This is a genomic window from Sphingopyxis indica, from assembly GCF_032879645.1.
GTDB lineage: Bacteria > Pseudomonadota > Alphaproteobacteria > Sphingomonadales > Sphingomonadaceae > Sphingopyxis > Sphingopyxis indica.
The window spans coordinates 1,713,199-1,734,999 of sequence record NZ_CP076394.1; the positions used below are offsets into that span (position 1 = coordinate 1,713,199).

The 21,801-nt window shown below is 67.8% G+C and carries 18 protein-coding genes and 1 tRNA gene; 6 read left to right on the top strand and 13 right to left on the bottom strand.

Annotation, left to right across the window (positions count from 1 at the left end; all coding sequences use genetic code 11):
• Positions 1-3: 3 nt before the first annotated feature.
• The 5 genes from KNJ79_RS08085 to KNJ79_RS08105 all read right to left on the bottom strand — a co-directional run bounded on the left by KNJ79_RS08085 (position 4) and on the right by KNJ79_RS08105 (position 3,671).
• The gene (locus KNJ79_RS08085; RefSeq protein WP_317153515.1) at positions 4-864 is read right to left on the bottom strand and encodes a TauD/TfdA dioxygenase family protein; all 861 of its coding nucleotides are present in this window, start codon (positions 862-864) and stop codon (positions 4-6) included.
• 71 nt (positions 865-935) lie between these two features.
• On the bottom strand, positions 936-1,835 hold the full coding sequence (locus KNJ79_RS08090) for a TraB/GumN family protein (RefSeq protein WP_317153516.1): 900 nt from the start codon (positions 1,833-1,835) through the stop codon (positions 936-938).
• The gene (locus KNJ79_RS08095; RefSeq protein WP_317153517.1) at positions 1,832-2,782 is read right to left on the bottom strand and encodes a TraB/GumN family protein; all 951 of its coding nucleotides are present in this window, start codon (positions 2,780-2,782) and stop codon (positions 1,832-1,834) included. Before KNJ79_RS08095 ends, KNJ79_RS08090 begins: the two co-directional genes overlap by 4 nt.
• 54 nt (positions 2,783-2,836) lie before the next feature.
• The gene (locus KNJ79_RS08100) at positions 2,837-3,466 is read right to left on the bottom strand and encodes a hypothetical protein (RefSeq protein ID WP_317153518.1); all 630 of its coding nucleotides are present in this window, start codon (positions 3,464-3,466) and stop codon (positions 2,837-2,839) included.
• Positions 3,456-3,671 (bottom strand): helix-turn-helix transcriptional regulator, encoded by a 216-nt coding sequence (locus tag KNJ79_RS08105; RefSeq protein ID WP_089214746.1) that lies wholly within the window; start codon positions 3,669-3,671, stop codon positions 3,456-3,458. The genes KNJ79_RS08100 and KNJ79_RS08105 overlap by 11 nt, the downstream gene beginning before the upstream one ends.
• Positions 3,672-3,921: 250 nt before the next feature.
• Here KNJ79_RS08105 and KNJ79_RS08110 point away from each other — a divergent pair, with 250 nt between their 5' ends.
• From KNJ79_RS08110 to KNJ79_RS08135, 6 genes are all read left to right on the top strand, one after another.
• Positions 3,922-4,803 (top strand): glycine--tRNA ligase subunit alpha, encoded by an 882-nt coding sequence (locus KNJ79_RS08110; protein ID WP_317153882.1) that lies wholly within the window; start codon positions 3,922-3,924, stop codon positions 4,801-4,803.
• A gap of 116 nt (positions 4,804-4,919) precedes the next feature.
• Positions 4,920-5,270 (top strand): endonuclease domain-containing protein, encoded by a 351-nt coding sequence (locus KNJ79_RS08115; RefSeq protein WP_317153519.1) that lies wholly within the window; start codon positions 4,920-4,922, stop codon positions 5,268-5,270.
• Positions 5,270-7,570 (top strand): glycine--tRNA ligase subunit beta, encoded by a 2,301-nt coding sequence (gene glyS / locus KNJ79_RS08120; protein ID WP_317153520.1) that lies wholly within the window; start codon positions 5,270-5,272, stop codon positions 7,568-7,570. The genes KNJ79_RS08115 and glyS overlap by 1 nt, the downstream gene beginning before the upstream one ends.
• A 33-nt stretch (positions 7,571-7,603) precedes the next feature.
• Positions 7,604-8,065: a hypothetical protein gene (locus KNJ79_RS08125; RefSeq protein WP_317153521.1), complete on the top strand. Its 462-nt coding sequence runs from the start codon at positions 7,604-7,606 to the stop codon at positions 8,063-8,065.
• 88 nt (positions 8,066-8,153) lie between these two features.
• Complete coding sequence (gene ppdK / locus KNJ79_RS08130; protein ID WP_394357158.1) at positions 8,154-10,829, top strand: pyruvate, phosphate dikinase; 2,676 nt, start codon at positions 8,154-8,156, stop codon at positions 10,827-10,829.
• Positions 10,830-10,881: 52 nt separating this feature from the next.
• Positions 10,882-10,958: transfer RNA gene (locus tag KNJ79_RS08135), tRNA-Arg, on the top strand.
• On the opposite strand, the gene cobA is transcribed toward KNJ79_RS08135, so the two are convergent.
• From cobA to KNJ79_RS08175, 8 genes are all read right to left on the bottom strand, one after another.
• Positions 10,914-11,738 carry a uroporphyrinogen-III C-methyltransferase gene (cobA, locus tag KNJ79_RS08140; protein ID WP_317153884.1) on the bottom strand — a complete coding sequence of 275 codons (825 nt, stop codon included), beginning with the start codon at positions 11,736-11,738 and terminating at the stop codon, positions 10,914-10,916. The two genes, KNJ79_RS08135 and cobA, sit on opposite strands and share 45 nt — an antisense overlap.
• Positions 11,728-14,325 carry a molybdopterin-dependent oxidoreductase gene (locus KNJ79_RS08145; protein WP_317153522.1) on the bottom strand — a complete coding sequence of 866 codons (2,598 nt, stop codon included), beginning with the start codon at positions 14,323-14,325 and terminating at the stop codon, positions 11,728-11,730. Before KNJ79_RS08145 ends, cobA begins: the two co-directional genes overlap by 11 nt.
• A gap of 160 nt (positions 14,326-14,485) precedes the next feature.
• Entirely contained in the window at positions 14,486-14,830 is a 345-nt protein-coding gene (gene nirD, locus KNJ79_RS08150) for a nitrite reductase small subunit NirD (protein ID WP_317153523.1), read from the bottom strand.
• The gene (nirB, locus tag KNJ79_RS08155; protein ID WP_317153524.1) at positions 14,827-17,304 is read right to left on the bottom strand and encodes a nitrite reductase large subunit NirB; all 2,478 of its coding nucleotides are present in this window, start codon (positions 17,302-17,304) and stop codon (positions 14,827-14,829) included. Before nirB ends, nirD begins: the two co-directional genes overlap by 4 nt.
• Positions 17,304-18,503: a hypothetical protein gene (locus tag KNJ79_RS08160; RefSeq protein WP_317153525.1), complete on the bottom strand. Its 1,200-nt coding sequence runs from the start codon at positions 18,501-18,503 to the stop codon at positions 17,304-17,306. Before KNJ79_RS08160 ends, nirB begins: the two co-directional genes overlap by 1 nt.
• Before the next feature lies 1 nt (position 18,504).
• On the bottom strand, positions 18,505-19,740 hold the full coding sequence (locus KNJ79_RS08165) for a nitrate/nitrite transporter (RefSeq protein WP_317153526.1): 1,236 nt from the start codon (positions 19,738-19,740) through the stop codon (positions 18,505-18,507).
• Positions 19,741-19,998: 258 nt separating this feature from the next.
• Entirely contained in the window at positions 19,999-21,210 is a 1,212-nt protein-coding gene (locus KNJ79_RS08170) for a CmpA/NrtA family ABC transporter substrate-binding protein (RefSeq protein ID WP_089214288.1), read from the bottom strand.
• On the bottom strand, positions 21,207-21,788 hold the full coding sequence (locus tag KNJ79_RS08175; RefSeq protein WP_317153527.1) for an ANTAR domain-containing response regulator: 582 nt from the start codon (positions 21,786-21,788) through the stop codon (positions 21,207-21,209). The genes KNJ79_RS08170 and KNJ79_RS08175 overlap by 4 nt, the downstream gene beginning before the upstream one ends.
• Between the last annotated feature and the right edge of the window lie 13 nt (positions 21,789-21,801).

Below are 21,801 nucleotides of genomic sequence, written 5' to 3' on the forward strand. Positions count from 1 at the left end.
AGATCAAGCCGTGCCCGGTGCTTCCTGCCCCCACGCGGCGATCGTCGTGCGGTGGAGCAGGCGGTCGTGGCCGTCATAGCCGCCGGTCGCGCGGTGCAGCACCGAGCGATTGTCCCACATCACGAGCATGTTCGGCTCCCACGCATGGCTGTAGCGGAATTCGGCGCGGCCCTGCCATTGCAGCAATTCGTAGAGCAGGGGCAGCGCTTCGGTGTCGTCCATTCCCTCGATACCGATGATATAGCCCGCGCAGCCGAACAGCCCTTCGCGGCCGGTTTCGGGATGCGCGCGGATCAGCGGATGGCGCTGCGTCGCCATCGCTTCGTCGCCCGAGCGGATATCCATGCTGCGCCCCTTGTCCTTGGCGCCGTACATGCCCGAGGGCGCATAGCCGCCGCGTGCGCTGTGGATCGCCTGCCTGCCTTCAATGCGCGCGCGCAGGGCATCCGGCATCGCGTCGAGCGCGGCGTGCTGGTTCGCGAATTCGGTGTTGCCGCCGACGGGCGGGATGGTGATGCCGAAGAGGCAGGTGCCCGCGGGCGGCCGCGCCTGAAAGCTCCAGTCGCTGTGCCAGTTTTCGGCGAAGAGCGGCGCGATCTCGTCGGCGCGGCGCCGGACCGCGATGACGTGGCGGCGGCCGGGGATCGGCGCGATGAAAGGATCGTCGCCGAAGTCCCCGAAATAGCGCGTAAAACGCTCAAGATCGTCGTCGCTCATCGCTTGATCGGGGAAGGCGAGGACATGGTGATCGAGCCATGCGGCGCGCAGTTCGGCAACGGTTTCGGGCGCGAGCGGTCGCGTGAGGTCGAGCCCGGTCACACGCGCGCCGCACGCCTGTCCGCTCGGGATGATCGTCAGCGTCATCGCGCGATGCTGCGCCGAAGGGGAGGGGGCGTCAATGGGTGGCGGGAATTGCGCGGCGCAGGTTCCCGCGTTTATTGAACGCGCGTCACGGTCAGCCCTTCGGATTCCAGTAGCGCGGGAACGCCGTCCTTGCCGACCAGATGGCCCGCGCCAACCGCGACCAGCACGGTGCCGGGGGAGGCCATGCGCCGCAAAATCCAATGGCTCCATGCCCGGTTCCGGTCGGTAATGACCGCCTTGCGCGCCGCGGGGACCGCATCGACATCCTCGTTGATCAGCGCCTCGAGCGTGGCGGTGTCGCCGCGCCGCCAGGCGCCGGTCAGCGCGCGGATGTCGGCGACCGCGCTGCCCGCGTCCTCGGCGGCGCGGGTGAGCAGCGCGCGCTGCGTCGCCGGATCGAGCGTCTCGAACAGCATGAGCTGGCTGTGCGCGGTTTCGAGTCCGGCGACCGGTTTTCCCGCGGCCCGAAAGCGCGCGGTCAGTCCCGCTTCGACGCCCGCGGCGGGCGACAGCGCGGCTTGCTCTGCGGCGCGCTGTCCCATCAGCACCATCACCGCCCAATCGTCGAGCGCATCGGCGTCGAAAGCGCCGCCGCCCGCCTCGAACGCCCGATAGGCGGCAAGCGCGGCGGGCGGCAAGCGCTCGGCGATTGCGAGCGGCGCCTGACGCGGGGCGAGCTGCTGAAATTCCTTGCCCGCTTCGGCCAGCTGGTCGGGGGCGAGTTCGAGTACCAGTTCGTCGGCCCGATCGACCGCGCGGGCGACCTTGCCGCGATCCCAGTCGGTGCCGGGGGGCAGCGCGTGCATCGTGCCCAGAATGTAGATTTGCGTGTCGTCGTCCGCCGCGAGCCACATCGCGGGCTGGGCCTCGACCGTTGCTTGCGGGTTGCCGCACGCGGCGAGCAGGCACGCCGAAAGGGCCGCCGCGATGCGGCGACCCCGGCGCCCGGTTCGGACCTTTGCTTCGATCAATAGTCGACCCGCGTGACGGTGAGCCCGCGTTCCTTCAGATAGTCCTGAACGCTATGTTCGCCCGCCAGATGTCCCGCGCCGACCGCGACGAACACCGTGCCGGGTTCGGCCATTCGCGCCTGCAGCTGCTCCGCCCAGGCGGCATTGCGGTCGAAGAGCAGCCTTTTGGCCAGATCGGGGGTCGCTTCCATATTCTCGTTCATCGTCTGCGCGAGGCCGTCGGGATCGCCCTTGCTCCACTGATCGACCAGCGTGTCGAGCGTCGGGCCGATCTTGTCGATGTCCTTGACCACCGCATTGAGGAAGGCGACCTGCGAAAATTCGGGGAGCGTGTCGAAAAAGCCGAGCTGCTGCTCGATCGTCTCGAGCCCCTCGATCGGCTTGCCTTCCGCCTTCGCGCGTCCGGTCAGCTGCTTCTCGGCGCCCTGTTCGGGATCGAAGCCGAGCTTCATCAGCGGCAGCGTCGAGAGCGTCACCGCCGCGAACCAGGGTTCGAACTGGTCGAACTGTGCCGGCGGAACCCCGACCTTGGTCATCGCGGCCTGATAGGCGGCGCGGTCGTCGGGCGCGAGGCGCGACGACAGCGTCTTGCCGTCCTGCGCCATTGCCAGCGGGATCATCGTCTGCGCCATCGCCGCCTGATCCTCGGGCAGGACGATTTCGAGCATCAGCTCATCGGACTTGTCGAACGCATCCTTCACCGCCTCGTCGAACCAGCTGAGGCCGGGTTTGAGGACATGGACGGTGCCGAACAGATAAATGGTCGTGTCGTCATCCTTCACCACCCACAGCGCCGGATCGGCGTCGACGCCCTCCGCAACTGCGGGAGCCGCGACCTCCTGCGCCGGCTCGACCGCCATCGCGGCATTGCCGCCTGGGAACAGCGCGCATTGGGCGAGCGGAATGACCGCACAGGTCGCGGCGAGGGTGCGGAGGATCTTTTTCATCACGGGGAGCCTTTCCTTGGTTGGTTCGATCATTGGGAGCGAAGCGCGGCGCGATCAACGAAATTTGAGCCAGAGATAGACGAGGCTGTTCACGACGAGCGAGACGAGGAACAACAGCATCACATCGGGTTCGGGAGCGATCCCCGCGCGGTGGAGCGCCCACCAGGCGGGCGCGGGAAAGACGAAGGCGTACCAGCCCGCGAGCCCAGCCCACAGCCATGCGCGTTGTTCATGGTCGTCGATCGCGCGGTGATAGAAAAACATGCCTGCCGCGAGTCCGACGACCCAGAGGATCGACGCGCCGATCGCGAAGGCGGGGCTGAACGCGTCCGCGCGCATCGCTTCGAAAGGCCCCTGATCGTGTGGCAATTGAACCGAAAACCAGGCGCCGACGATGCCGCCGATCAGCGCGAGCAGGGCAATAGCCAGCCCATAGCGCCGTTTGCGCGCCGACCATTGCCGCCAGTTGGCGCGGTGGTGGCGGGCATAGAGCGTGAAGGCTGCCCCGCAAAAGGCCAGCGCGACGAGCGGACCCAGCCACACGGGCAGCGGCGTGCCGCCCCGAATGGCGATGGCGTCGCTATAGCCAGCGAAGGCGCCGATGATGAACCCGGTCGCGATGACGATCGCGGTCGCCCAGCCGATGATCGAAACCATTCCGCGGTCGCGCGCGTCATCCGGCATCGTCGTTTCCCTTGTAGCCATCGTCGAAAATCTCCTCGATCGGCATGTCGAACAGCCGCGCGAGCCTGAAGGCGAGCGGCAGCGACGGGTCGTATTTCCCCGTCTCGATCGCGTTGACCGCCTGCCGCGACACGTCGAGCCGGTCGGCCAGCTCGGCCTGGCTCCAGCCATGCATCGCCCGCAGCACTTTCAGCTTGTTGTTCACGCATAGGTCCGTCATGCAACCCTGACGATATGTCAGCTGTTATTGACTAAATGTCAGGATTCGCTGACTGTGTCAACAAGACCTTACATCGCGGCCCTTCAATCGCGCGCTCCGGGCCTGCCCGGCGCCGCACAAGCCTTGACCCTGCGCCGCCGCTGCGCCACAGGCGGCGGCACTTGTTGCACCTGCGAAGTGAGGGCGAAAAGGCGTGGCCGAAGCGGCGGAAAAGAAACCCCTGAGCTTTCAGGACATGATCCTGACGCTGCACGCCTATTGGAGCGCGCGCGGCTGCGCGATCCTTCAGCCCTATGACATGCGGGTCGGGGCCGGCACCTTTCACCCTGCGACGACCTTGCGCAGCCTTGGCCCCGAGCCGTGGAACGTCGCCTATGTCCAGCCGAGCCGCCGCCCGACAGACGGCCGCTATGGCGAGAATCCGAACCGGCTCCAGCATTATTACCAATATCAGGTGATATTGAAGCCGTCGCCCGCCGACCTGCAGGACCAGTATCTCGGCAGCCTCGCCGCGATCGGTATCGACCCGCTGCTCCACGACATCCGCTTCGTCGAGGATGATTGGGAATCGCCGACGCTCGGTGCGTGGGGCCTCGGATGGGAAGTCTGGTGCGACGGGATGGAGGTCACCCAGTTCACCTATTTCCAGCAGATGGGCGGCTTCGACTGCAAACCCGTCGCGGGCGAGCTGACCTATGGGCTCGAACGGCTTGCCATGTATATTCAGGGCGTCGACAATGTGTATGACCTGCGCTTCTCCGACCCCGTCGGCGACGTGCCGGGTGTGAGCTATGGCGACGTGTTCCTTGAAAACGAACGGCAATTTTCGAAATGGAATTTCGAGGTCGCAGATACCGACAGCCTCTTCGCGGGCTTCAAGGCGGCCGAGGCCGAGTGCCAGCGCGCGATCGGTGCGGGCGTGCCGCTCGCCGCCTATGACCAGGCGATCGAGGCGAGCCACCTCTTCAACCTCTTGCAAGCGCGCGGCGTGATCAGCGTGCAGGAACGCGCCAATTACATGGCGCGCGTCCGCGATCTCGCGAAGGGCAGCTGCAAGGCGTGGATCGACAGCCAGTCGGAGCGGTGGGCCACGAATTATCCGGGGTGGACGCTGTGATGGCCGTCCAAAATCCTCCCCGGAACGGGGAGGGGGACCACGCGAAGCGTGGTGGAGGGGGCTCGCGAGGCCTGCGACGCCCGCCGGTCCATGCAGCGCGGAGGCTTCGCCGCGAAATGACTCTCCCCGAGGTGTTGCTGTGGCAAGAACTTCGCGGGCAAAAACTCGGCATGAAATTCCGCCGCCAGCACCCCGTTGGACCCTATGTTGCCGACTTTTGCTGCATGGCCGCCAAGCTGATCGTTGAAATCGATGGCGAGGCCCATAATCGCGGGGCGAATCCCGTTCGTGACGCAGCGCGCGATGCGTTCCTGTCGGCGCAAGGATTTGAAATTGTCCGCTTCGCAGCGAAGGATGTACTGGAAAATATGGATGGCGTAGTCGCGCTGCTGCGGTCGAAGGCCGAGAACCCCCTCCACCACGCCTTCGGCGCGGTCCCCCTCCCCGCAAGCGGGGAGGAACTCTGATGACCGACTTCCTGCTCGAACTTCGCAGCGAAGAAATCCCCGCGCGGATGCAGGCCGGCGCGCGTGCCGAGCTTGAAAAGCTGTTCCGCGCGCAGCTGGGCGCGGCGGGCATCGACGTGGGCGAACTCACCATCTGGTCGACGCCGCGCCGCCTTGCGTTGATCGCTAAAGGGCTGCCCGACGCCACCGCGGCGGTCAGCGAGGAACTGAAAGGCCCGCGTACCAGCGCGCCGCCGCAGGCGCTCGAAGGTTTCCTGCGCAAGACCGGGCTCACGCAGGACCAGCTTGAGGACCGCGACGGCGTGTGGTTTGCGGTGATCGACAAACCCGGTCGCGCGACCGCCGATGTGCTCGCCGAGGCGATTCCCGCGATCGTTCGCGGCTTTGCCTGGCCCAAGTCGATGCGCTGGGGCCGCGAAAGCCAAAGCAGCGAAAGCCTGCGCTGGGTGCGCCCGCTGTCGGGCATTGTCGCGCTGTTCGGCGAGGAGCTGATCGCGTGCGAGGTCGGCGGGATTGCGGCGGGCTTCGCGACGCGCGGCCATCGCTTTCACTGTCCGGGCGAGATCACGATCGGATCGGCGGCCGACTATGCCGACAAGCTGCGCGCGTGCCACGTCATCGTCGACCATGAAGAGCGCGCGGCGATCATCCGTGACGGCGCCGCGAAGGCCGCGGCCGATGCAGGGTTGAGCCTCGTCGCCGACGAGGGGCTGGTGATCGAGAATGCGGGCCTGACCGAATGGCCGGTGCCGCTGCTCGGCCGCTTCGACAAGGCGTTTCTGGAGGTGCCGCCCGAGGTAATCCAGCTCACCGCGCGGGTGAACCAGAAATATTTCGTCGTCACCGGCGCCGATGGCAAGCTCGCCAACGGCTTCGTCTGCACCGCGAACATCGCCGCGAGCGACGGCGGGGCGGAGATTGTCGCGGGCAACCGCAAGGTGCTGGCGGCGCGGCTGTCCGATGCGCGCTTCTTCTGGGAGCAGGACCAGAAAAAGACGCTCGCGGAGCACGCCGAGAAGCTGAAGAATATCACCTTCCACGAGAAGCTGGGCACGGTCGCCGACAAGGTCGAGCGCGTTGCGAAGCTCGCGCGCTGGCTGGTCGAAGAGGGGATCGTCGCCGATTCACCCCGCCCCTTCAGGGGAGGGGCCGGGGGTGGGGCCTCTCGTCCTGACGCGGCGCAGGCCGACAGGCCCCACCCCAACCCCTCCCCTGAAGGGGAGGGGCTTTCGCTCGCCGACCAGGCCGAGCTCGCGGCACGGCTGTGCAAGGCCGATCTCGTCACCGAAATGGTCGGCGAATTCCCCGAATTGCAGGGCCTGATGGGCGGCTATTACGCCCGCGCCGAAGGGTTGCCCGATGCCGTCGCCGACGCGATCCGCGATCATTACAAGCCGGTCGGGCAGGGCGATGAGGTGCCGACGGCGCCGGTGACGGTGGCTGTGGCGTTGGCGGATAAGTTGGATAGCCTCGCTGGCTTTTTTATGAAGTCGCTTCGTCCGAGCGGCTCGAAGGATCCGTTTGCGCTTCGTCGAAGTACACTCGGGCAATTGGCCATGGTTTTCGAAAATGGCCTGCGCGGCGATCTAACGGTGTGGCTTCTGAAAGCTCGCGAGCTTTATCTTACGCAGGGCATCGAAGACGAATACCCCGACGCACCCATTGGCGAAACTCCGCGAGATACCATCGCGGACACGTTGAAGCGGAGTTACTTGGGGCATTTGAAAGACTTTGTTTTGGACCGTCTCAAGGTCCAGCAGCGCGAAGCCGGCGTCCGCCACGACCTGATCGACGCGGTGTTCGCGCTCGGGGGCGAAGATGATCTCGTCCGCCTCCTCGCCCGCGTGAAGGCGTTGCAGGCGTTTATGGCGAGCGATGACGGCGCCAACTTGCTCGCGGGATACAAGCGTGCGGCGAATATCTTGAAGCAGGCGGGTGAGGAGTCCCCCTCCCGCTTGCGGGAGGGGCTAGGGGAGGGCATGTCGAATGCCGCTTCCCATGAAACAGGCTCTCCCCCGCCCCCTCCCGCAAGCGGGAGGGGAGAATTGGATCCCGCGGAAGCCACTCTCCTCGCCGCGCTCGACGCCGCCGAGCCGGCCGCCGCCGCGGCGGTCGCCGAGGAGCGCTTCACCGACGCCATGGCTGCGCTCGCCAGCTTGCGCTCGGCTGTAGACGCCTTTTTCGACGGCGTGATGGTCAATGATCCCGATCCGGCGGTGCGCGCCTTTCGCCTCGGCCTGCTTGCGCGATTCCGTGATGCGGTGCACAGCGTCGCCGATTTCTCGAAGATAGAGGGTTAGGGTCCGTCCATCATCCAAAGGGGGAATGGCGCCATGAACAATACTCATCTCATCTGGATTTTCGCGCTGGGCTTTCCGCTGTTTTTCGTCGCGATGTGGCTTTTCATCGCCCGCATCCTGTCGTGGGCCGGCTGGTCGAAGTTCCTGCCCGCATTCGCCTGGGACCGGCCGGTCCCCGACCATGTGCGCCGTCATTCGCTGGCAACGATGGTCATCGGCCGCTTTCCGGGCGGCGTCAGCTATCGCAACGCGGTGAGCGTCTGGATCGACGAGCGCGGTTTCTATCTGCGGCCGATGATCCTTTTCCGCCTGTTCCACCCGTTGCTGCACATCGGCTGGGACCAGGTCGCCTCGATCGAGCCGCGCAAGACGCTGTGGATCAAGGCGCATCAGCTGAGCTTCCGTCGCGACGTGCCGATGTTGACCTTCGGCGGGTCGGCGGGGCAGTCGCTCTTCGACGCGTGGCAGGCGCGAAATGGAGGCAGGCCAGGCTGACCCCGCTAAAGCAAAACTGAATCGACCAAATGCGATTGCATACCTATTCCCCCGCCAACCCTCCTCCCCGGGGCAGCAGGAGCAAGACATGACGACGGCCACGCAGACGAATATGGTGCATCTGTTCGGCGGCGACGCGACCACCAGGGAGCGCGCCAAGGAATTGCTGGGCGGCAAGGGCGCGAATCTGGCCGAAATGGCCTCGATCGGCCTGCCGGTGCCGCCGGGCTTTACGATCACCACCGACGTCTGCACCGCTTATTATGCGAATGGCGAAGCCTTTCCCGCCGGACTGGCCGAGGAAGTCGCGAGCGGGATCGCGCATATCGAGGGGATCACCGGGCGCAAGTTCGGTGACGCGGCCGATCCGCTGCTCGTTTCGGTGCGTTCGGGCGCGCGCGTGTCGATGCCGGGGATGATGGACACGGTGCTCAACCTCGGGCTCAACGACGCGACCGTCGCCGGGCTCGCGGAGACCTCGGGCGATCCGCGCTTCGCGTGGGACAGCTATCGCCGTTTCATCCAGATGTATGCCGATGTGGTGATGGGCCTCGACCATGCCGCGTTCGAGGAAGCGCTCGAAATCGCGAAGGAAGACAAGGGCTTCTTCCTCGATACCGAGATGGCGGCCGAAGACTGGCAGGCGCTGGTGATCGAATATCAGGCGATTGTCGCGCGCGAGACCGGCGCGCCCTTTCCGCAGGAGCCCAAGGATCAGCTGTGGGGCGCGATCGGCGCGGTTTTTGCGAGCTGGGAAAGCGACCGCGCGAAAGTCTATCGCCGGCTGAACAGCATCCCCGGCGAATGGGGCACCGCGGTCAATGTCCAGGCGATGGTGTTCGGCAATATGGGCGACACCTCGGCGACGGGGGTGGCGTTCACGCGCGACCCCGCGACCGGCGAGCGCGCGTGGTACGGCGAATGGCTGGTCAACGCGCAGGGCGAGGACGTCGTCGCGGGCATCCGCACCCCGCAATATCTGACAAAGATCGCGCGCGAAAAGGCGGGGGCGAAGCCGCTGTCGATGGAAGAGGCGATGCCCGAAACCTTCGCCGAGCTCGGCGCGGTCTTCGACACGCTCGAGAGCCACTATCGCGACATGCAGGACATCGAGTTCACCGTCGAGCGCGGCAAGCTGTGGATGCTCCAGACGCGATCGGGCAAGCGGACCGCGAAGGCGGCGCTGCGGATCGCGGTCGAGATGGCGGCCGAGGGGCTGATTACGGAGGAAGAGGCCGTCGGCCGCGTCGACCCCGGCGCGCTCGACCAGCTGCTCCATCCGACGCTCGATCCGGCGGCGCCGCGCGACGTGCTGACCAAGGGGCTCCCCGCGAGTCCCGGCGCGGCGTCGGGCAAGATCATGTTCGACGCTGACAGCGCGGAAAAGGCCGCGGGCATGGGCGAGGCGGTGATCCTCGTCCGCGTCGAAACCAGCCCCGAGGATATTCACGGCATGCACGCAGCGAAGGGCATTTTGACCGCGCGCGGCGGGATGACCAGCCACGCGGCGGTGGTTGCGCGCGGCATGGGGCGCCCGTGCGTTTCGGGCGCGGGCGGGCTGGCGATCGACGGCGCGGCGCGCGTGCTGCGCGTCGGCGGACGCGAGCTCAAGGAAGGCGAGATCATCACGCTCGACGGCTCGACGGGCGAGGTGATGGCGGGCGAGGTGCCGACCTTGCAGCCCGAACTCGTCGGCGATTTCGGCACGCTTATGGAGTGGGCCGACAAGGTGCGCCGGATGAAGGTGCGCACCAATGCCGAAACCCCCGCCGACGCGCAGGTCGCGCGCGATTTCGGCGCCGAGGGGATCGGGCTGTGCCGCACCGAGCATATGTTCTTCGACGCCGCGCGCATCACCGCGGTGCGCGAGATGATCCTTGCCGAAAGCGAGGCCGGCCGCCGCGCCGCGCTCGCCAGGCTGCTCCCCGAACAGCGCGGCGATTTTGCCGCGATTTTCCGCGTGATGGCGGGCCTGCCGGTCACCATCCGCCTGCTCGACCCGCCGCTGCACGAATTCCTGCCGACGCGCGAAGAGGATTTCGCCGATGTCGCGGCGGCGGCGGGGGTCGGGATCGAGACGCTGAAGGCGCGCGCGAACGAGCTCCATGAATTCAACCCGATGCTCGGCCATCGCGGCTGCCGCCTCGGCGTCACCTATCCCGAAATCTATGAGATGCAGGCGCGCGCGATCTTTGAGGCGGCGTGCGACGTCGCTGCCGAAACCGGCGCGGCGCCGATCCCCGAGGTGATGATCCCGCTGGTCGCGACGCGCCGCGAATTCGACCTGATGAAAGCCATCGTCGACAAGGCGGCGACGGCGGTGTTCGCCGAAAAGGGGCGCGAGATCGCCTATCTTGTCGGCACGATGATCGAGCTGCCGCGCGCCGCTCTGATGGCGGGCGAGATAGCGCAGGGCGCCGAATTCTTCAGCTTCGGCACCAACGACCTCACGCAGACGACGATCGGCATCAGCCGCGACGACGCCGGGCGCTTTCTGACCCAATATGTCGACAAGGGGATCTTCGTCACCGATCCCTTCGTCAGCCTGGATGTCGAGGGGGTCGGCCAGCTGATCGAACTGGCGGCGGAGCGCGGGCGCGCGACGCGTCCGGGCATCAAGCTGGGCATCTGCGGCGAGCATGGCGGCGACGCGCCGAGCATCCATTTCTGCGAGAAAACCGGGCTCGATTATGTCAGCGCCTCGCCCTATCGCGTGCCGATCGCGCGGCTGGCGGCGGCGCAGGCGGCGCTGGCGAAAAAATAGGTGAAAAGGGGGTTGCGCGCCTTCGCCTCGCGGCCTAAAGGCGCCTCTCCACGCACCCGTAGCTCAGCTGGATAGAGCACCAGACTACGAATCTGGGGGTCGGACGTTCGAATCGTTCCGGGTGCGCCATTCCCCTTCGACCGCGATTTTCAGCCCGTTTTGGACGGGAGCCTCGCCCTTGCGCAGCGCTTCGCCGACCAGGATGAGCGTCGGCGCATCGTCGGCGAGCGCGCGCGTCGCGAGCGCCAGGAGGTCGAGCCGCGTGCTCAGATGCTTTTCGTCCGGCAAGCTGACGTTGCACGCGATGAGCACCGGGGTTGTTGCGGGCATTCCGGCGCCGATCAGCCCCTTCGCGATCGCGCCCGCCGCGTCGCGGCCCATATAGAAGGCGAGCGTCGTTCCGGCACTCGCAAGCGAGCCCCAGTCGAGGTCGAGCGCGGCGCCGCGGCGGCTGTGCGCGGTAACGAAGCGCACGTCGCGCGCGACCCCGCGCAGCGACAGCGACACGCCCGCCGAGGCCGCGGCGGCGCTCGCGGCGGTGATGCCGGGACAGATGTATACGGGGTGGCCGGCCAATCGCAGCGCCGTTATTTCCTCGGCGGCGCGGCCGAAGAGCGAGGGGTCGCCGCCCTTGAGGCGCACGACGCGCTTGCCCGACGCGGCGGCTTCGACGAGCAGCGCGTCGATCGTGCGCTGATCCTTCGAATGGCGGCCGGACCGCTTGCCGACGCTCACCCGCTCGGCGTGCGGCGGGACGAGCGCGAGGACGCCCGGACCGACGAGCGCGTCGTAGAAGACGATCTCGGCCCGTTCGATCAGCCGCACGGCCTTCATCGTCAGCAGGTCGGGATCGCCGGGCCCGGCGCCGACGAGCCAGACGGTGCCGGGCGCGAAATCGTCAGGCGGCATGGCTTTTCTCCTCGCTCAATATGCGCGCGAGCGCGGGGCGGCACGAGCCGCAGTTCGTCCCAGCGCCGATCGCCGCGCCGATCGCGGCTACGTCGGTCAGGCTCTGATCGCGGATCGCGGCGGCGATCGTCTTCAATCCGATATCGAAGCAGACGCAGACGATCGGCCCGCGGTCGGCCGCCGCCCCCGGCGCGCGGCCGGCGAGCAGGGTGGGCGCGACGTCGGGCGCGGCGAGCTGGGCAATCAGCCAGTCGCGCGGGGGCAGTTCGCCGGTTTCGGTGACGAAGAGCGCGGCGGCGAGCCGGCCGCTGGCGACGATCGCGATCCGGCGGGTGCCGCGCGCGCGATCCTCGGCCTCGATCCGCTCGCCCTTGGGCAGCGTCGCTTCGAGGCTTTTGAGGTCGCCGTCGCCCGCAAGCTCCCATAGCGTGCCCGACGGCACCGCAACGCGCGTCGCCCACAGGCAGCCGGGACGCTCGGCGGGGTCGTGGTTCAGCAGCAGGAAGCCGCGCCAGCGCGGGCTCACCGCCTCGATGCGCGCGGGAGTGCGCTTGAAGCCCGGCTGGCCCGAATGCGGATCGACGAGCGGGCGGGGGAGGAGGCCGGTGCGCCCGCCGCTCGCGGTGCGGTCGGTCCAGTGGATCGGCACGAACAATTCGCCGCGCCGCTGCCCTTCGGCAAAGGCGACGCGGTAGAGGCTCTCGCCCTGCGGCGTCGCGACGCGCGCGAGCCCGCCGTCGGCGAGGTCCCATTGCTCGCCGTCGCGCGGATGCACCTCGACCAGCGGTTCGGCGCGATGCCGCGCGAGCTTCGGCGCAAGGCCGGTGCGCGTCATCGTGTGCCACTGGTCGCGGTAACGCCCGCTGTTGAGCGTCAGCGGCCATTTTTCGAGCGGGGCGGGGAGGGGCTTTTGCGCGACCGGCACGAGCCGCGCGCGCCCGTCGTCGGTCGGAAAGCGCCCGTCAGCGAACATCGCGTCGCCGCCCCAGCGAAAGGGCTGCATATCGTCATAGGCGGCATTGCCGCCCTGCGCCGCGCCGGGGAGCGCGAAAAGGCGCGCGCCGTCATTGTCATAGGTCGACAGGCGGCAATGCTCGCGCCAGATGTCGGCGGCGCGGTCATAGGCAAAGGCATTCTTCCACCCCATCCGCCGCGCGACCTCCTTGACGATCCACCAGTCGGGCATCGCCTCGCCGGGCAGCGGAAACAGCGCGCGCTGGCGGCTGATCGTGCGGTCGCTGTTGGTGACCGTCCCGTCCTTCTCGCCCCACGCCGCGGCGGGCAGGCGGACGTGCGCGAAGGCGCCGGTGTCGGTCTTTTCGATGACGTCGCTGACGACGACGAAAGGGCAGGCCGCCAGCGCCTCGCGCACCCGGTTCGCGTCGGGCATCGACACGGCGGGGTTGGTCGCCATCACCCACAGCGCCTTGATCCGGCCTTCGCCGACCGCGCGGAACAGGTCGACGGCCTTGAGGCCGGGCTTTTCGGCGATCGCCGGCGCGGCCCAGAAGCGCTGAACGCGTGCGCGGGCTTCGGGGCCGAAGTCCATATGCGCCGCGAGGGTCGAGGCAAGGCCGCCGACCTCGCGCCCGCCCATCGCATTGGGCTGGCCGGTGATCGAAAAGGGGGCGGCGCCCGGCTTGCCGATCCGGCCCGTCGCGAGGTGGAGGTTGAGGATCGCGTTCACCTGATCGGTGCCGCTCGTCGATTGGTTGATCCCCTGACTGAACAGGGTGACGGTGCGCGGCGTAGCGGCGAACAGCTCATAGAAGCGCCTGAGGTCGGCGGCGTCGACGTCGCACGTCTTCGCCACCGACCACAGATCGCTCCCCTCTCCAAGCTGGTCCCAGAAATCCTCCGGCGCCGCGACATGTGCCGCGAGCCACGCCTCGTCGAGCGCGCCCGCGTCGCGGCAGTGCTGCAAGAGGCCGTTCATCAGGGCGACGTCGCTCCCTGGGCGGATCGCGAGGTGAAGGTCGGCCTCTTCGGCGGTCTCGGTGCGGCGCGGGTCGATGACGACGAGCTTCGCGCCCGCTTCGCAGCGCGCCCGGATGCGCTGATAGACGATCGGGTGGCACCAGGCGGTGTTGCTGCCGACGAGGACGAACAGGTCGGCGACGTCGAGGTCGTCATAGGTCGCGGGCACAACATCCTCGCCAAAGCCGCGGATATGCCCCGCGACCGCGCTCGACATGCAGAGCCGCGAATTGGTGTCGATATTGGCGCTGCCGATGAAGCCTTTCATCAGCTTGTTGGCGACATAATAATCCTCGGTGAGCAATTGTCCCGAGACATAGAAGGCGACGCTGTTCGGTCCGTGGCGCGCGATGGTTTCCTTGAACTTGCGCGCGACAAGGTCGAGCGCCTTGTCCCAGCTTGCGCGCTTGGCGCCGATCATCGGATGGAGCAGGCGGCCTTCGAGGCCGACGGTCTCGCCGAGATGTGTTCCCTTCGAGCAGAGGCGGCCGCGATTGGCGGGATGATCGGGGTCGCCCGCGATCTCGACTGTCCGCTCGCCCGTCACCGTCGCGCGGATGCCGCAGCCGACGCCGCAATAGGCGCAGGTGGTGCGAATGGCGGTCATCATTCCCCTCCCTGAAAGGGAGGGGTTAGGGGTGGGTTGCGTTGATCGGGGCTCGATGCCCCGATCAACGCGTTCTTGCAGAAGAAAAGAGCCTCGCTATCGCTGCTACCCACCCCCAGCCCCTCCCTTTCAGGGAGGGGAGAAGCATGGAAGCGCCGCGGCCTCACGCCGCCGCCTTCAGCACGCTCGCGCGGCAGATCAGCACGCGGCCGCCGTCGATCTTGACCGGCACCGTGGGGGTGCAGCCCTTGTCCTCGCCCAGCGCCTCGCCGGTGGTCAGGCTGATCCGCCAATTGTGCAGCGGGCAGGCGACCGCGCCGCCGTGGACGATCCCCTGGCTCAGCCGCCCCTGCTTGTGCGGGCAGCGGTCGAGCAGCGCGAAGACCTTGCCCTCGGCAGTGCGGAAGACCGCGATGTCGTCGCCGTCCGCGACCTGCACGGTGCGGCTGCCGCGCACGGGGATCTGGTCGACCCAGCCGATGTCGAGCCATTCTGCCACGGTCGTCATGCGAGTTCCTCCTGCGGGGTGAAGCGCGCCATCGGCGCATGATGTTCGGCCTCGGCGCCCTCGGCGCGCTGCGCCCAGGGGTCGTCCTGTGAAAAGCTCTGCGAATAGAGGAAGCGCGCGCGCAGCGCCTCGCGGCCCGCCGGGTCGTCGAGCAGCCTTGCCTTCACATAGTCGAGCCCGACGCGCTCGATCCACGGCGCGGTGCGTTCGAGATAGCGCGCCTCCTCGCGATAGAGCTGGATGAAGGCGGCGCAATAATCGAGCGCCTCCTGCTCGGTCGCGACCTTGCAGAGCAGGTCGGTCGCGCGGACATGGATGCCGCCGTTGCCGCCGACGTGCAGCTCGTAGCCGCTGTCGACGCAGACGACGCCGAAATCCTTGATCGTCGCCTCGGCGCAATTGCGCGGGCAGCCCGACACGGCGATCTTGAACTTGTGCGGCATCCAGCTGCCCCAGCTCATCCGCTCGATCTTGACGCCGAGCCCGGTCGAATCCTGCGTGCCGAAGCGGCACCATTCGGACCCGACGCAGGTTTTCACGGTGCGCAGCGCCTTGCCATAGGCGTGGCCCGACACCATGCCGGCGGCATTGAGGTCGGCCCACACCGCGGGCAGATCCTCTTTCTTGATCCCGAAGATGTCGAGCCGCTGGCCGCCGGTGACCTTGACCATCGGCGCGTTGTATTTCTCGACCACATCGGCGATTGCGCGCAGCTCGGTCGGGTTGGTCAGCCCGCCCCACATGCGCGGGACGACCGAATAGGTGCCGTCCTTCTGGATATTGGCGTGGAGCCGCTCGTTGACGAAACGGCTCTGCTGGTCGTCCTCATATTCGCCGGGCAGCGCGCAGAGCAGATAGTAGTTGAGCGCCGGGCGGCACGAGGAGCAGCCGTCGGGGGTCGTCCAGTGCAGCTTCTGCATCACCTCCGGGATCGAGCGCATGGCCTGCGCGACGATCTCGCGCCGCACGTCGTCGTGGCCGAAGCTGGTGCAGCCGCACAGCGTCTTCGGCCCCGACTGCACCTCGTCGCCGAGCGTCAGCGCGAGCAGATTTTCGACGAGACCGGTGCAGCTGCCGCAGCTCGCCGACGCCTTGCAGCTGCCGCGCACCGCGTCGAGGCTGTGCGCGCCCTTGGCGATGCACGAAACGACCTGGCCCTTGGTGACGCCGTTGCAGCCGCAGATCTCGGCATCGTCCGAGAGCGCCGCAACGGCGGCCTTAGGGTCCGCTTGCCCACCCCCGGAGGCAAAGGCCTGACCGAAGATCAGCACGTCGCGAAGCGGCGCGACATCCTCCTGCTTCTTGAGCAGGTCGAAATACCAGCTGCCGTCGGCGGTATCGCCATAAAGCACCGCGCCGACGATGCGGTCGTTCTTGAGCACCACGCGCTTGTAGATTCCGCGCGCCGCGTCGCGCAGCACGATGTCCTCGCAATCGTCGCCGCCCGAAAAATCGCCCGCCGAAAAGACGTCGATCCCCGACACCTTGAGCTTGGTCGAGGTCACCGAGCCGCGATAGCCCGACGGCTGTTCGACGAGCCCGTCGGCAAGGCTGCGGCACATATCCCACAGCGGCGCGACGAGGCCGTAGACCTGCCCGTCATGCTCGACGCATTCGCCGACCGCGAGGATGTTCGGGTCGCTCGTTACCATGTTATCATCGACCTGGATGCCGCGCCCGACCGCGAGCCCCGCGTCGCGGGCGAGCGCCACCGAAGGCCGGATGCCGACCGCCATGACGACGAGGTCGGCGGGGATCAGCGTCCCGTCCTTGAGCCGCACCCCCTCGACCTTGCCGTCGCCGACGATCGCTTCGGTGTCGGCGCCGGTCAGGATCGTCTGGCCGCGCGCCTCGAGCGCCTGCTTGAGCAGCCAGCCCGCGGCTTCGTCGAGCTGGCGTTCCATCAGCGTCGGCATCAGGTGCAGCACCGTGATCTTCATGCCGCGCAAGGACAGCCCGTGCGCAGCTTCGAGCCCGAGCAGCCCGCCGCCGATCACCACGGCGCTGCCCCCCTTTTCGGCCGCCGTGAGCATCGTATCGACATCGTCCATGTCGCGAAAGCTGATCACGCCGGGCAGGTCGTTGCCGGGCACGGGGATGATGAACGGATCGGATCCCGTCGCGATCAGCAGCCGGTCATAGGCTTCGGTCACGCCGCCGCGCGTCGTCACCGTTTTCGCGGCGCGGTCGATCGCGATCACCGGATCGCCCGCGACGAGTGCGATGCCGTTCGCGGCATACCAGTCGGCATCGTTGATCACGATGTCGTCGAAGCTCTTGTCGCCCGCGAGCACCGGGGAGAGCATGATGCGGTTGTAATTGACCCGCGGTTCGGCGCCGAAGATCGTCACGCGATAGCGGGCCGCATCGCGCGCGAGCAGCTCCTCGACCGCGCGGCAGCCGGCCATGCCGTTGCCGATGACGACCAGATGCTCGCGCGTGTCGGCGTCGGGGGAAAGGGGGCGATGTTCCATCAAAGCGTCCAATCGAGTTGCAGCCAGATTTTGTCGGTATCGGTGGCGAAGCCGTCGGCGCGGTAGCGCGCGTAGCGTGCCGAGGCGGCGAGCTTGCCGCGCTTCGCGCTGGCGACGAGGTCGATCTCGTCGCCATAGGGGCGGCTCGCACGATCGCTGCGGAAGTCGTGATACACCGCCTGCAGCGTCACCGCGTCGAACGGGCCGAGCGCCTTCCAGCGCCAGCCCGCGCTCGCATAAAGGTCGCGCACGCCGTCGGGCGGCGTGGTCAGGAACTTGTCGGCCCAGCCCTGGAATTTGAAACCCGTCGCGAGCGGGGTCTGAAAGCTGGTGAAGGCAGCGCCGTCGCTCGCGCCGAGGATTTCATAGCCCGCGCCGAGCTGCGGGCCGCCGAAATCGACGCCGGCATCGGCGAGCCAATAGTCGGCGGCATAATCATTGGGGTTGCGGTGCCAGTCCGACTGGCGCGCGTAGGAAAATTGCCAGCTCAGCTTCGTCTTGCCGAGCGGCCGTGCGCCCGCAAGGCGGACGCCGTAGCTCTGGCTCGACAGCCGGAAACCCTGCACCGCGGCTTCGTCCTGATCGACCAGATAGGCGAAAGTGCTGAGCGTGCCCGCCGGGGTGGCGACGCCGATATTGGCGAAGAGATTGTCGCCCGACACCGCCTGCTGCCGCGCCCCGGCGCCGTCGATGCCCCAGATGGTGCGGACGCTCCAGACATAGGCGAGGTCGGCCTTCACCCCCGCGACCGGCGTGATTTCGGCGCGCAGCGCGTCGAAGCTCTGGCCGTTCTGGCGAAAACCGACGCCGCCGACGAAGCGCTCGTCGTCGAAGCCGAGCCGCTGCCGTCCGGCGGTGATTGCGAACCCAGGCGCGGCGTAGCGAAGCTGCGCGCGGGTGAGGGCGATATTGTCGGGATCGGCGATCAGCGGCTGCGTCGCGGGGCCGTGCAGTCCGTCGTCATAATCGTCGACGATCGCCAGATTGCCCTGGCTCTCGACCAGCGCCGACCAGCGGCCGGCCTTCGCCTCGACCCCGGCGCGGATGCGGAGCGTGAGCGCGTCGGATGCGGCATCGAGGCCGTCTTGCTCGACGCTTTCATAGCGGAGCCGCGCTTCGCCGAGCGGGGCGAGGGTGATCGCCTGCGCGTGGGCGGCGGCCGGCGCCAGCGCCGCGAGGAGGAGCAGCGTGCGCGCCATGTCAGATCCGCACGCCTTCGGCCGCGCCCCAGGTCGCGCGCCATTGCCCCTTGACGAACATCAACGCCGCGAGCGCGACGACCGCGAGCCCGGCGAAGATGTAGAAGCCCGGTGCGAAGCTGCCCGTCCACTGTTTCGCGAAGCCGAGCGACGAAGCGAGATAGAAGCCGCCGACGCCGCCCGCCATGCCGACGAGGCCGGTCATGATCCCGATCTCGGCCGAAAAGCGCTGCGGGACGAGCTGGAAGACCGACCCATTGCCGACCCCGAGCGCGAGCATCGCGATCAGGAACAGGCCCATGGCGGCCGGCAGCGCGGCGGCCTGCGGCACCCCGGCAAGCGCGAGCGCGGCGACGACGAAGACGATCATCAGCGCGCGGACGCCGCCGACCCGGTCGGCGAGCGCGCCGCCGAGCGGACGCACGAGCGATCCGGTGAAGACGCAGGCGGCGGTGCAATAGCCCGCGACCACCGGGGTCAGGCCGAACTGGTCGGTGAAATAGATGGGGAGCGAGGCGGCGAGTCCGACGAAGCCGCCGAAGGTCACCGAATAAAAGCCCATCAGCCACCAGGCATCAGCGCTCTTGAGCGGCTGAAAATAATCGACCAGCCGCTTCGGCGCCGGCGCGTTCGGCGCATCTTTGGCCATGAAGAGATAGAGGACGAACACGATCGTCAGCGGGATGCAGGCGAGGCCGAGCACCGCGGTCCAGCCGAAGAGCTTGGCGAGCGTCGGCGCGAAGAGCGCTGCGAGCACCGTGCCCGAATTGCCCATGCCGGCAAGCCCCATCGCCTTGCCCTGATGCTCGGGCGGATACCAGCGGCTTGCGAGCGGCAGCGCGATCGCGAAGCTCGCCCCGGCAAAGCCCAGGACCACGCCGAGCGCGAGCGTCCCCGCGAAGCTGTCGATACCCGAAAGCCAGGCGGTGAACAGGCCCGCGATGACGATCGCCTGGCTGATCGCCCCGGCGCGCTTCGGGCCGATCCGGTCGACGAGCAGCCCGTTGACGACGCGCAGCAGCGCGCCTGCAAGCGTCGGCACCGCGACCATCAGCCCCTTTTGCGCGGGCGACAGCCCCAGTTCCTGCGCGATCGTCGGCGCGAGCGGGCCGAGGACGACCCACACCATGAAAGCGAGATCGAAATAGAGAAAGGCGGCCACCAGCGTCGGCCAGTGGCCGCTCGCCCAGAAACCCGATTTCGGCGCCGTATCCGCGCCCGTCCTGATCGTCGACATCGTCCGTCCCTTCGTGTGACGGGCAATAAAAAAGCCGCCAGGACGGCGGCCTCGTGCGGGCGCGTCCTGACGGCTTCATTGCCTGTTGGAGTGCGGGAAAAGGCTTCCCGCCTGCCTGCGCGCCGGCCCCTCCGTTGGAGCCGCTGCCGCATTATCCTGCCCCGGCATCGTCGCCGAGTGACATTAAGGTGCCCGATTCGCGCGCGTCGCGCAACTATTTATTTCGCAGGTGCAGCATAAAAGGGCGCGGCTGGAAACTCAGGGCAATTCCGAGAGATAGCCTGGAATGTCGTCGGGATCGAAGGCGCGATGGTCGAAAAAGCGGTCGCTGCCGAGCATCAGCCGGCCCTGCGTCGATCCCGCGCCGATCGGTTCGGCGAGCCCGCCCTCGAGTTTCGAGCTCGCCCCGGGCAGCGGCGCCCCCGATCCTGCGAGCGCGGCGCGATAGATGTCGGGACGGAACACCGCCGATGCCGTCGCGGCGTCGGCCGGCGAAAAGGCGAGGTGATCCCAGCGCACGAGCTGCGAATAGAGCCACGCGGCCTGGCTGCGCCACGGGAAATTCGCCGCCTCGCGATACTGGAACATGAAGTCGGGATAATGGACAGGCGCGCCGCCGGGGACGAGGCGGATGCGGTCGGTGATCGCGCGCAATATCGCCTCGCGCGGGGCATCGAGATATTCGCGCCGCGCCAATATGTCGGCGCTCTCCTCGGCGGTTCCGGGCTCGACGAAGCGGGCGGCCGCGGCGTGCAGCGCGCGCACCAGCGCCTCGACCGCGCTGCGGCGCGTTTCGACGACGTCGCTGCGCACGGCGAGGACCTTCTCGACTCCGCGCCGCCAGATCTGAGCGGTGGCGAGCGCGATATGGCCGGCGCCGCGATCGACCGCGATCGAATTCCACGGCTCGCCGACGCAAATGCCGTCGACCTCGCCCGCGGCGAGCGCGTCGGCCGCGAAGGGCGGGCTGGTAACGACGATCTCGACATCGGCATCGGGTTGGATGCCGACCCCCGCGAGCCAGTAGCGGAGCATGTAATTGTGGCTCGAATAGCGGTGGACGACCCCGAAGCGCAACGGATTGCCTGCCGCCTTGCGCGCGGCCGCGACGCGCTTCAGCGCCGCGCCGACCGCGGCGGGATCGCCGAGTGTCTCGCCGAGCCCGACCTCGATCGCGAGCGCGCTCGAAAAAGTCACCGCATTGCCGTTGAGGCCGAGCACGAAGGGCACCGCGAGCGACACCGCGGGCCGGTCGCGGCCGAGCGCGGTCGCGATCGCGAGCGGCGCGATCAGGTGCGCGGCGTCGGTGTGACCATAGAGCAGCCGGTCGCGCACCGTCGCCCAGGTCATGTCGCGCACCAACTCGATCGCGACGCCCTCGCGCGCCGCGAAGCCCAGTTCGTGCGCCAGGATCGGCAGCGCCGCATCGACGAGCGGCAGAAAGCCGATGCGGAAAGTCTCGCCGGTCATGCCCCATCTCCCATCAGCGCTTCGCTGGTCAGGATCGCCTCGGCGATTTCGGCGATCCGGCGGTTACTGCGCATCGCCTGCCCGCGCAGCAGCGCATAGGCGGCGGGTTCGTCGATGCCGCGCCGCTTCATCAATATCGTCTTGGCGCGGTCGATCGTCGCGCGTTCGGCGAGCGCGCTCTTCGCCTCGTCGAGTTCGCGCTGGAGCCGCGAAAAAGCCTGAAAGCGGCGCACGGCGAGGTCGATCACCGGCTTGATTCGCTGCTTCGACAAGCCATCGACGACATAGGCCGACACGCCCGCGTCGATCGCCGCGCCGGTCGCCTCGGCATCGCTCTGATCGACGAACATCGCGATCGGCCGTGCGAGCGCGCGCGACATGGCGAAGAAATCCTCGAGCAGGTCGCGGCCCGGATTTTCGAGGTTGACCAGCACCACCTCGGGCTGCGCCGCCTCGATCTGCGCGACCAGCGGGCCGGCAGGGTCGATGACGACAAGATCGTCGAGGCCAGCCTCGCGCAAGCCATCCGAAATGATGGCGGCGCGCGTCGTGCTGGTGTCGATGATCGCGATCCTCATGGCTCGCGCCATA

Coding starts and splice junctions, on each gene's coding strand:
- ppdK (WP_394357158.1), top strand. CDS start 8,154: ATGACGACGGCCACGCAGACGAATATGGTGCATCTGTTCGGCGGCGAC.
- nirD (WP_317153523.1), bottom strand. CDS start 14,830: ATGACGACCGTGGCAGAATGGCTCGACATCGGCTGGGTCGACCAGATC.
- KNJ79_RS08115 (WP_317153519.1), top strand. CDS start 4,920: ATGACTCTCCCCGAGGTGTTGCTGTGGCAAGAACTTCGCGGGCAAAAA.
- glyS (WP_317153520.1), top strand. CDS start 5,270: ATGACCGACTTCCTGCTCGAACTTCGCAGCGAAGAAATCCCCGCGCGG.
- KNJ79_RS08085 (WP_317153515.1), bottom strand. CDS start 864: ATGACGCTGACGATCATCCCGAGCGGACAGGCGTGCGGCGCGCGTGTG.
- cobA (WP_317153884.1), bottom strand. CDS start 11,738: ATGCCGCCTGACGATTTCGCGCCCGGCACCGTCTGGCTCGTCGGCGCC.
- KNJ79_RS08175 (WP_317153527.1), bottom strand. CDS start 21,788: ATGAGGATCGCGATCATCGACACCAGCACGACGCGCGCCGCCATCATT.
- KNJ79_RS08160 (WP_317153525.1), bottom strand. CDS start 18,503: ATGGCGCGCACGCTGCTCCTCCTCGCGGCGCTGGCGCCGGCCGCCGCC.
- KNJ79_RS08095 (WP_317153517.1), bottom strand. CDS start 2,782: ATGAAAAAGATCCTCCGCACCCTCGCCGCGACCTGTGCGGTCATTCCG.
- KNJ79_RS08100 (WP_317153518.1), bottom strand. CDS start 3,466: ATGCCGGATGACGCGCGCGACCGCGGAATGGTTTCGATCATCGGCTGG.
- nirB (WP_317153524.1), bottom strand. CDS start 17,304: ATGGAACATCGCCCCCTTTCCCCCGACGCCGACACGCGCGAGCATCTG.
- KNJ79_RS08110 (WP_317153882.1), top strand. CDS start 3,922: ATGATCCTGACGCTGCACGCCTATTGGAGCGCGCGCGGCTGCGCGATC.
- KNJ79_RS08125 (WP_317153521.1), top strand. CDS start 7,604: ATGAACAATACTCATCTCATCTGGATTTTCGCGCTGGGCTTTCCGCTG.
- KNJ79_RS08170 (WP_089214288.1), bottom strand. CDS start 21,210: ATGACCGGCGAGACTTTCCGCATCGGCTTTCTGCCGCTCGTCGATGCG.
- KNJ79_RS08165 (WP_317153526.1), bottom strand. CDS start 19,740: ATGTCGACGATCAGGACGGGCGCGGATACGGCGCCGAAATCGGGTTTC.
- KNJ79_RS08145 (WP_317153522.1), bottom strand. CDS start 14,325: ATGATGACCGCCATTCGCACCACCTGCGCCTATTGCGGCGTCGGCTGC.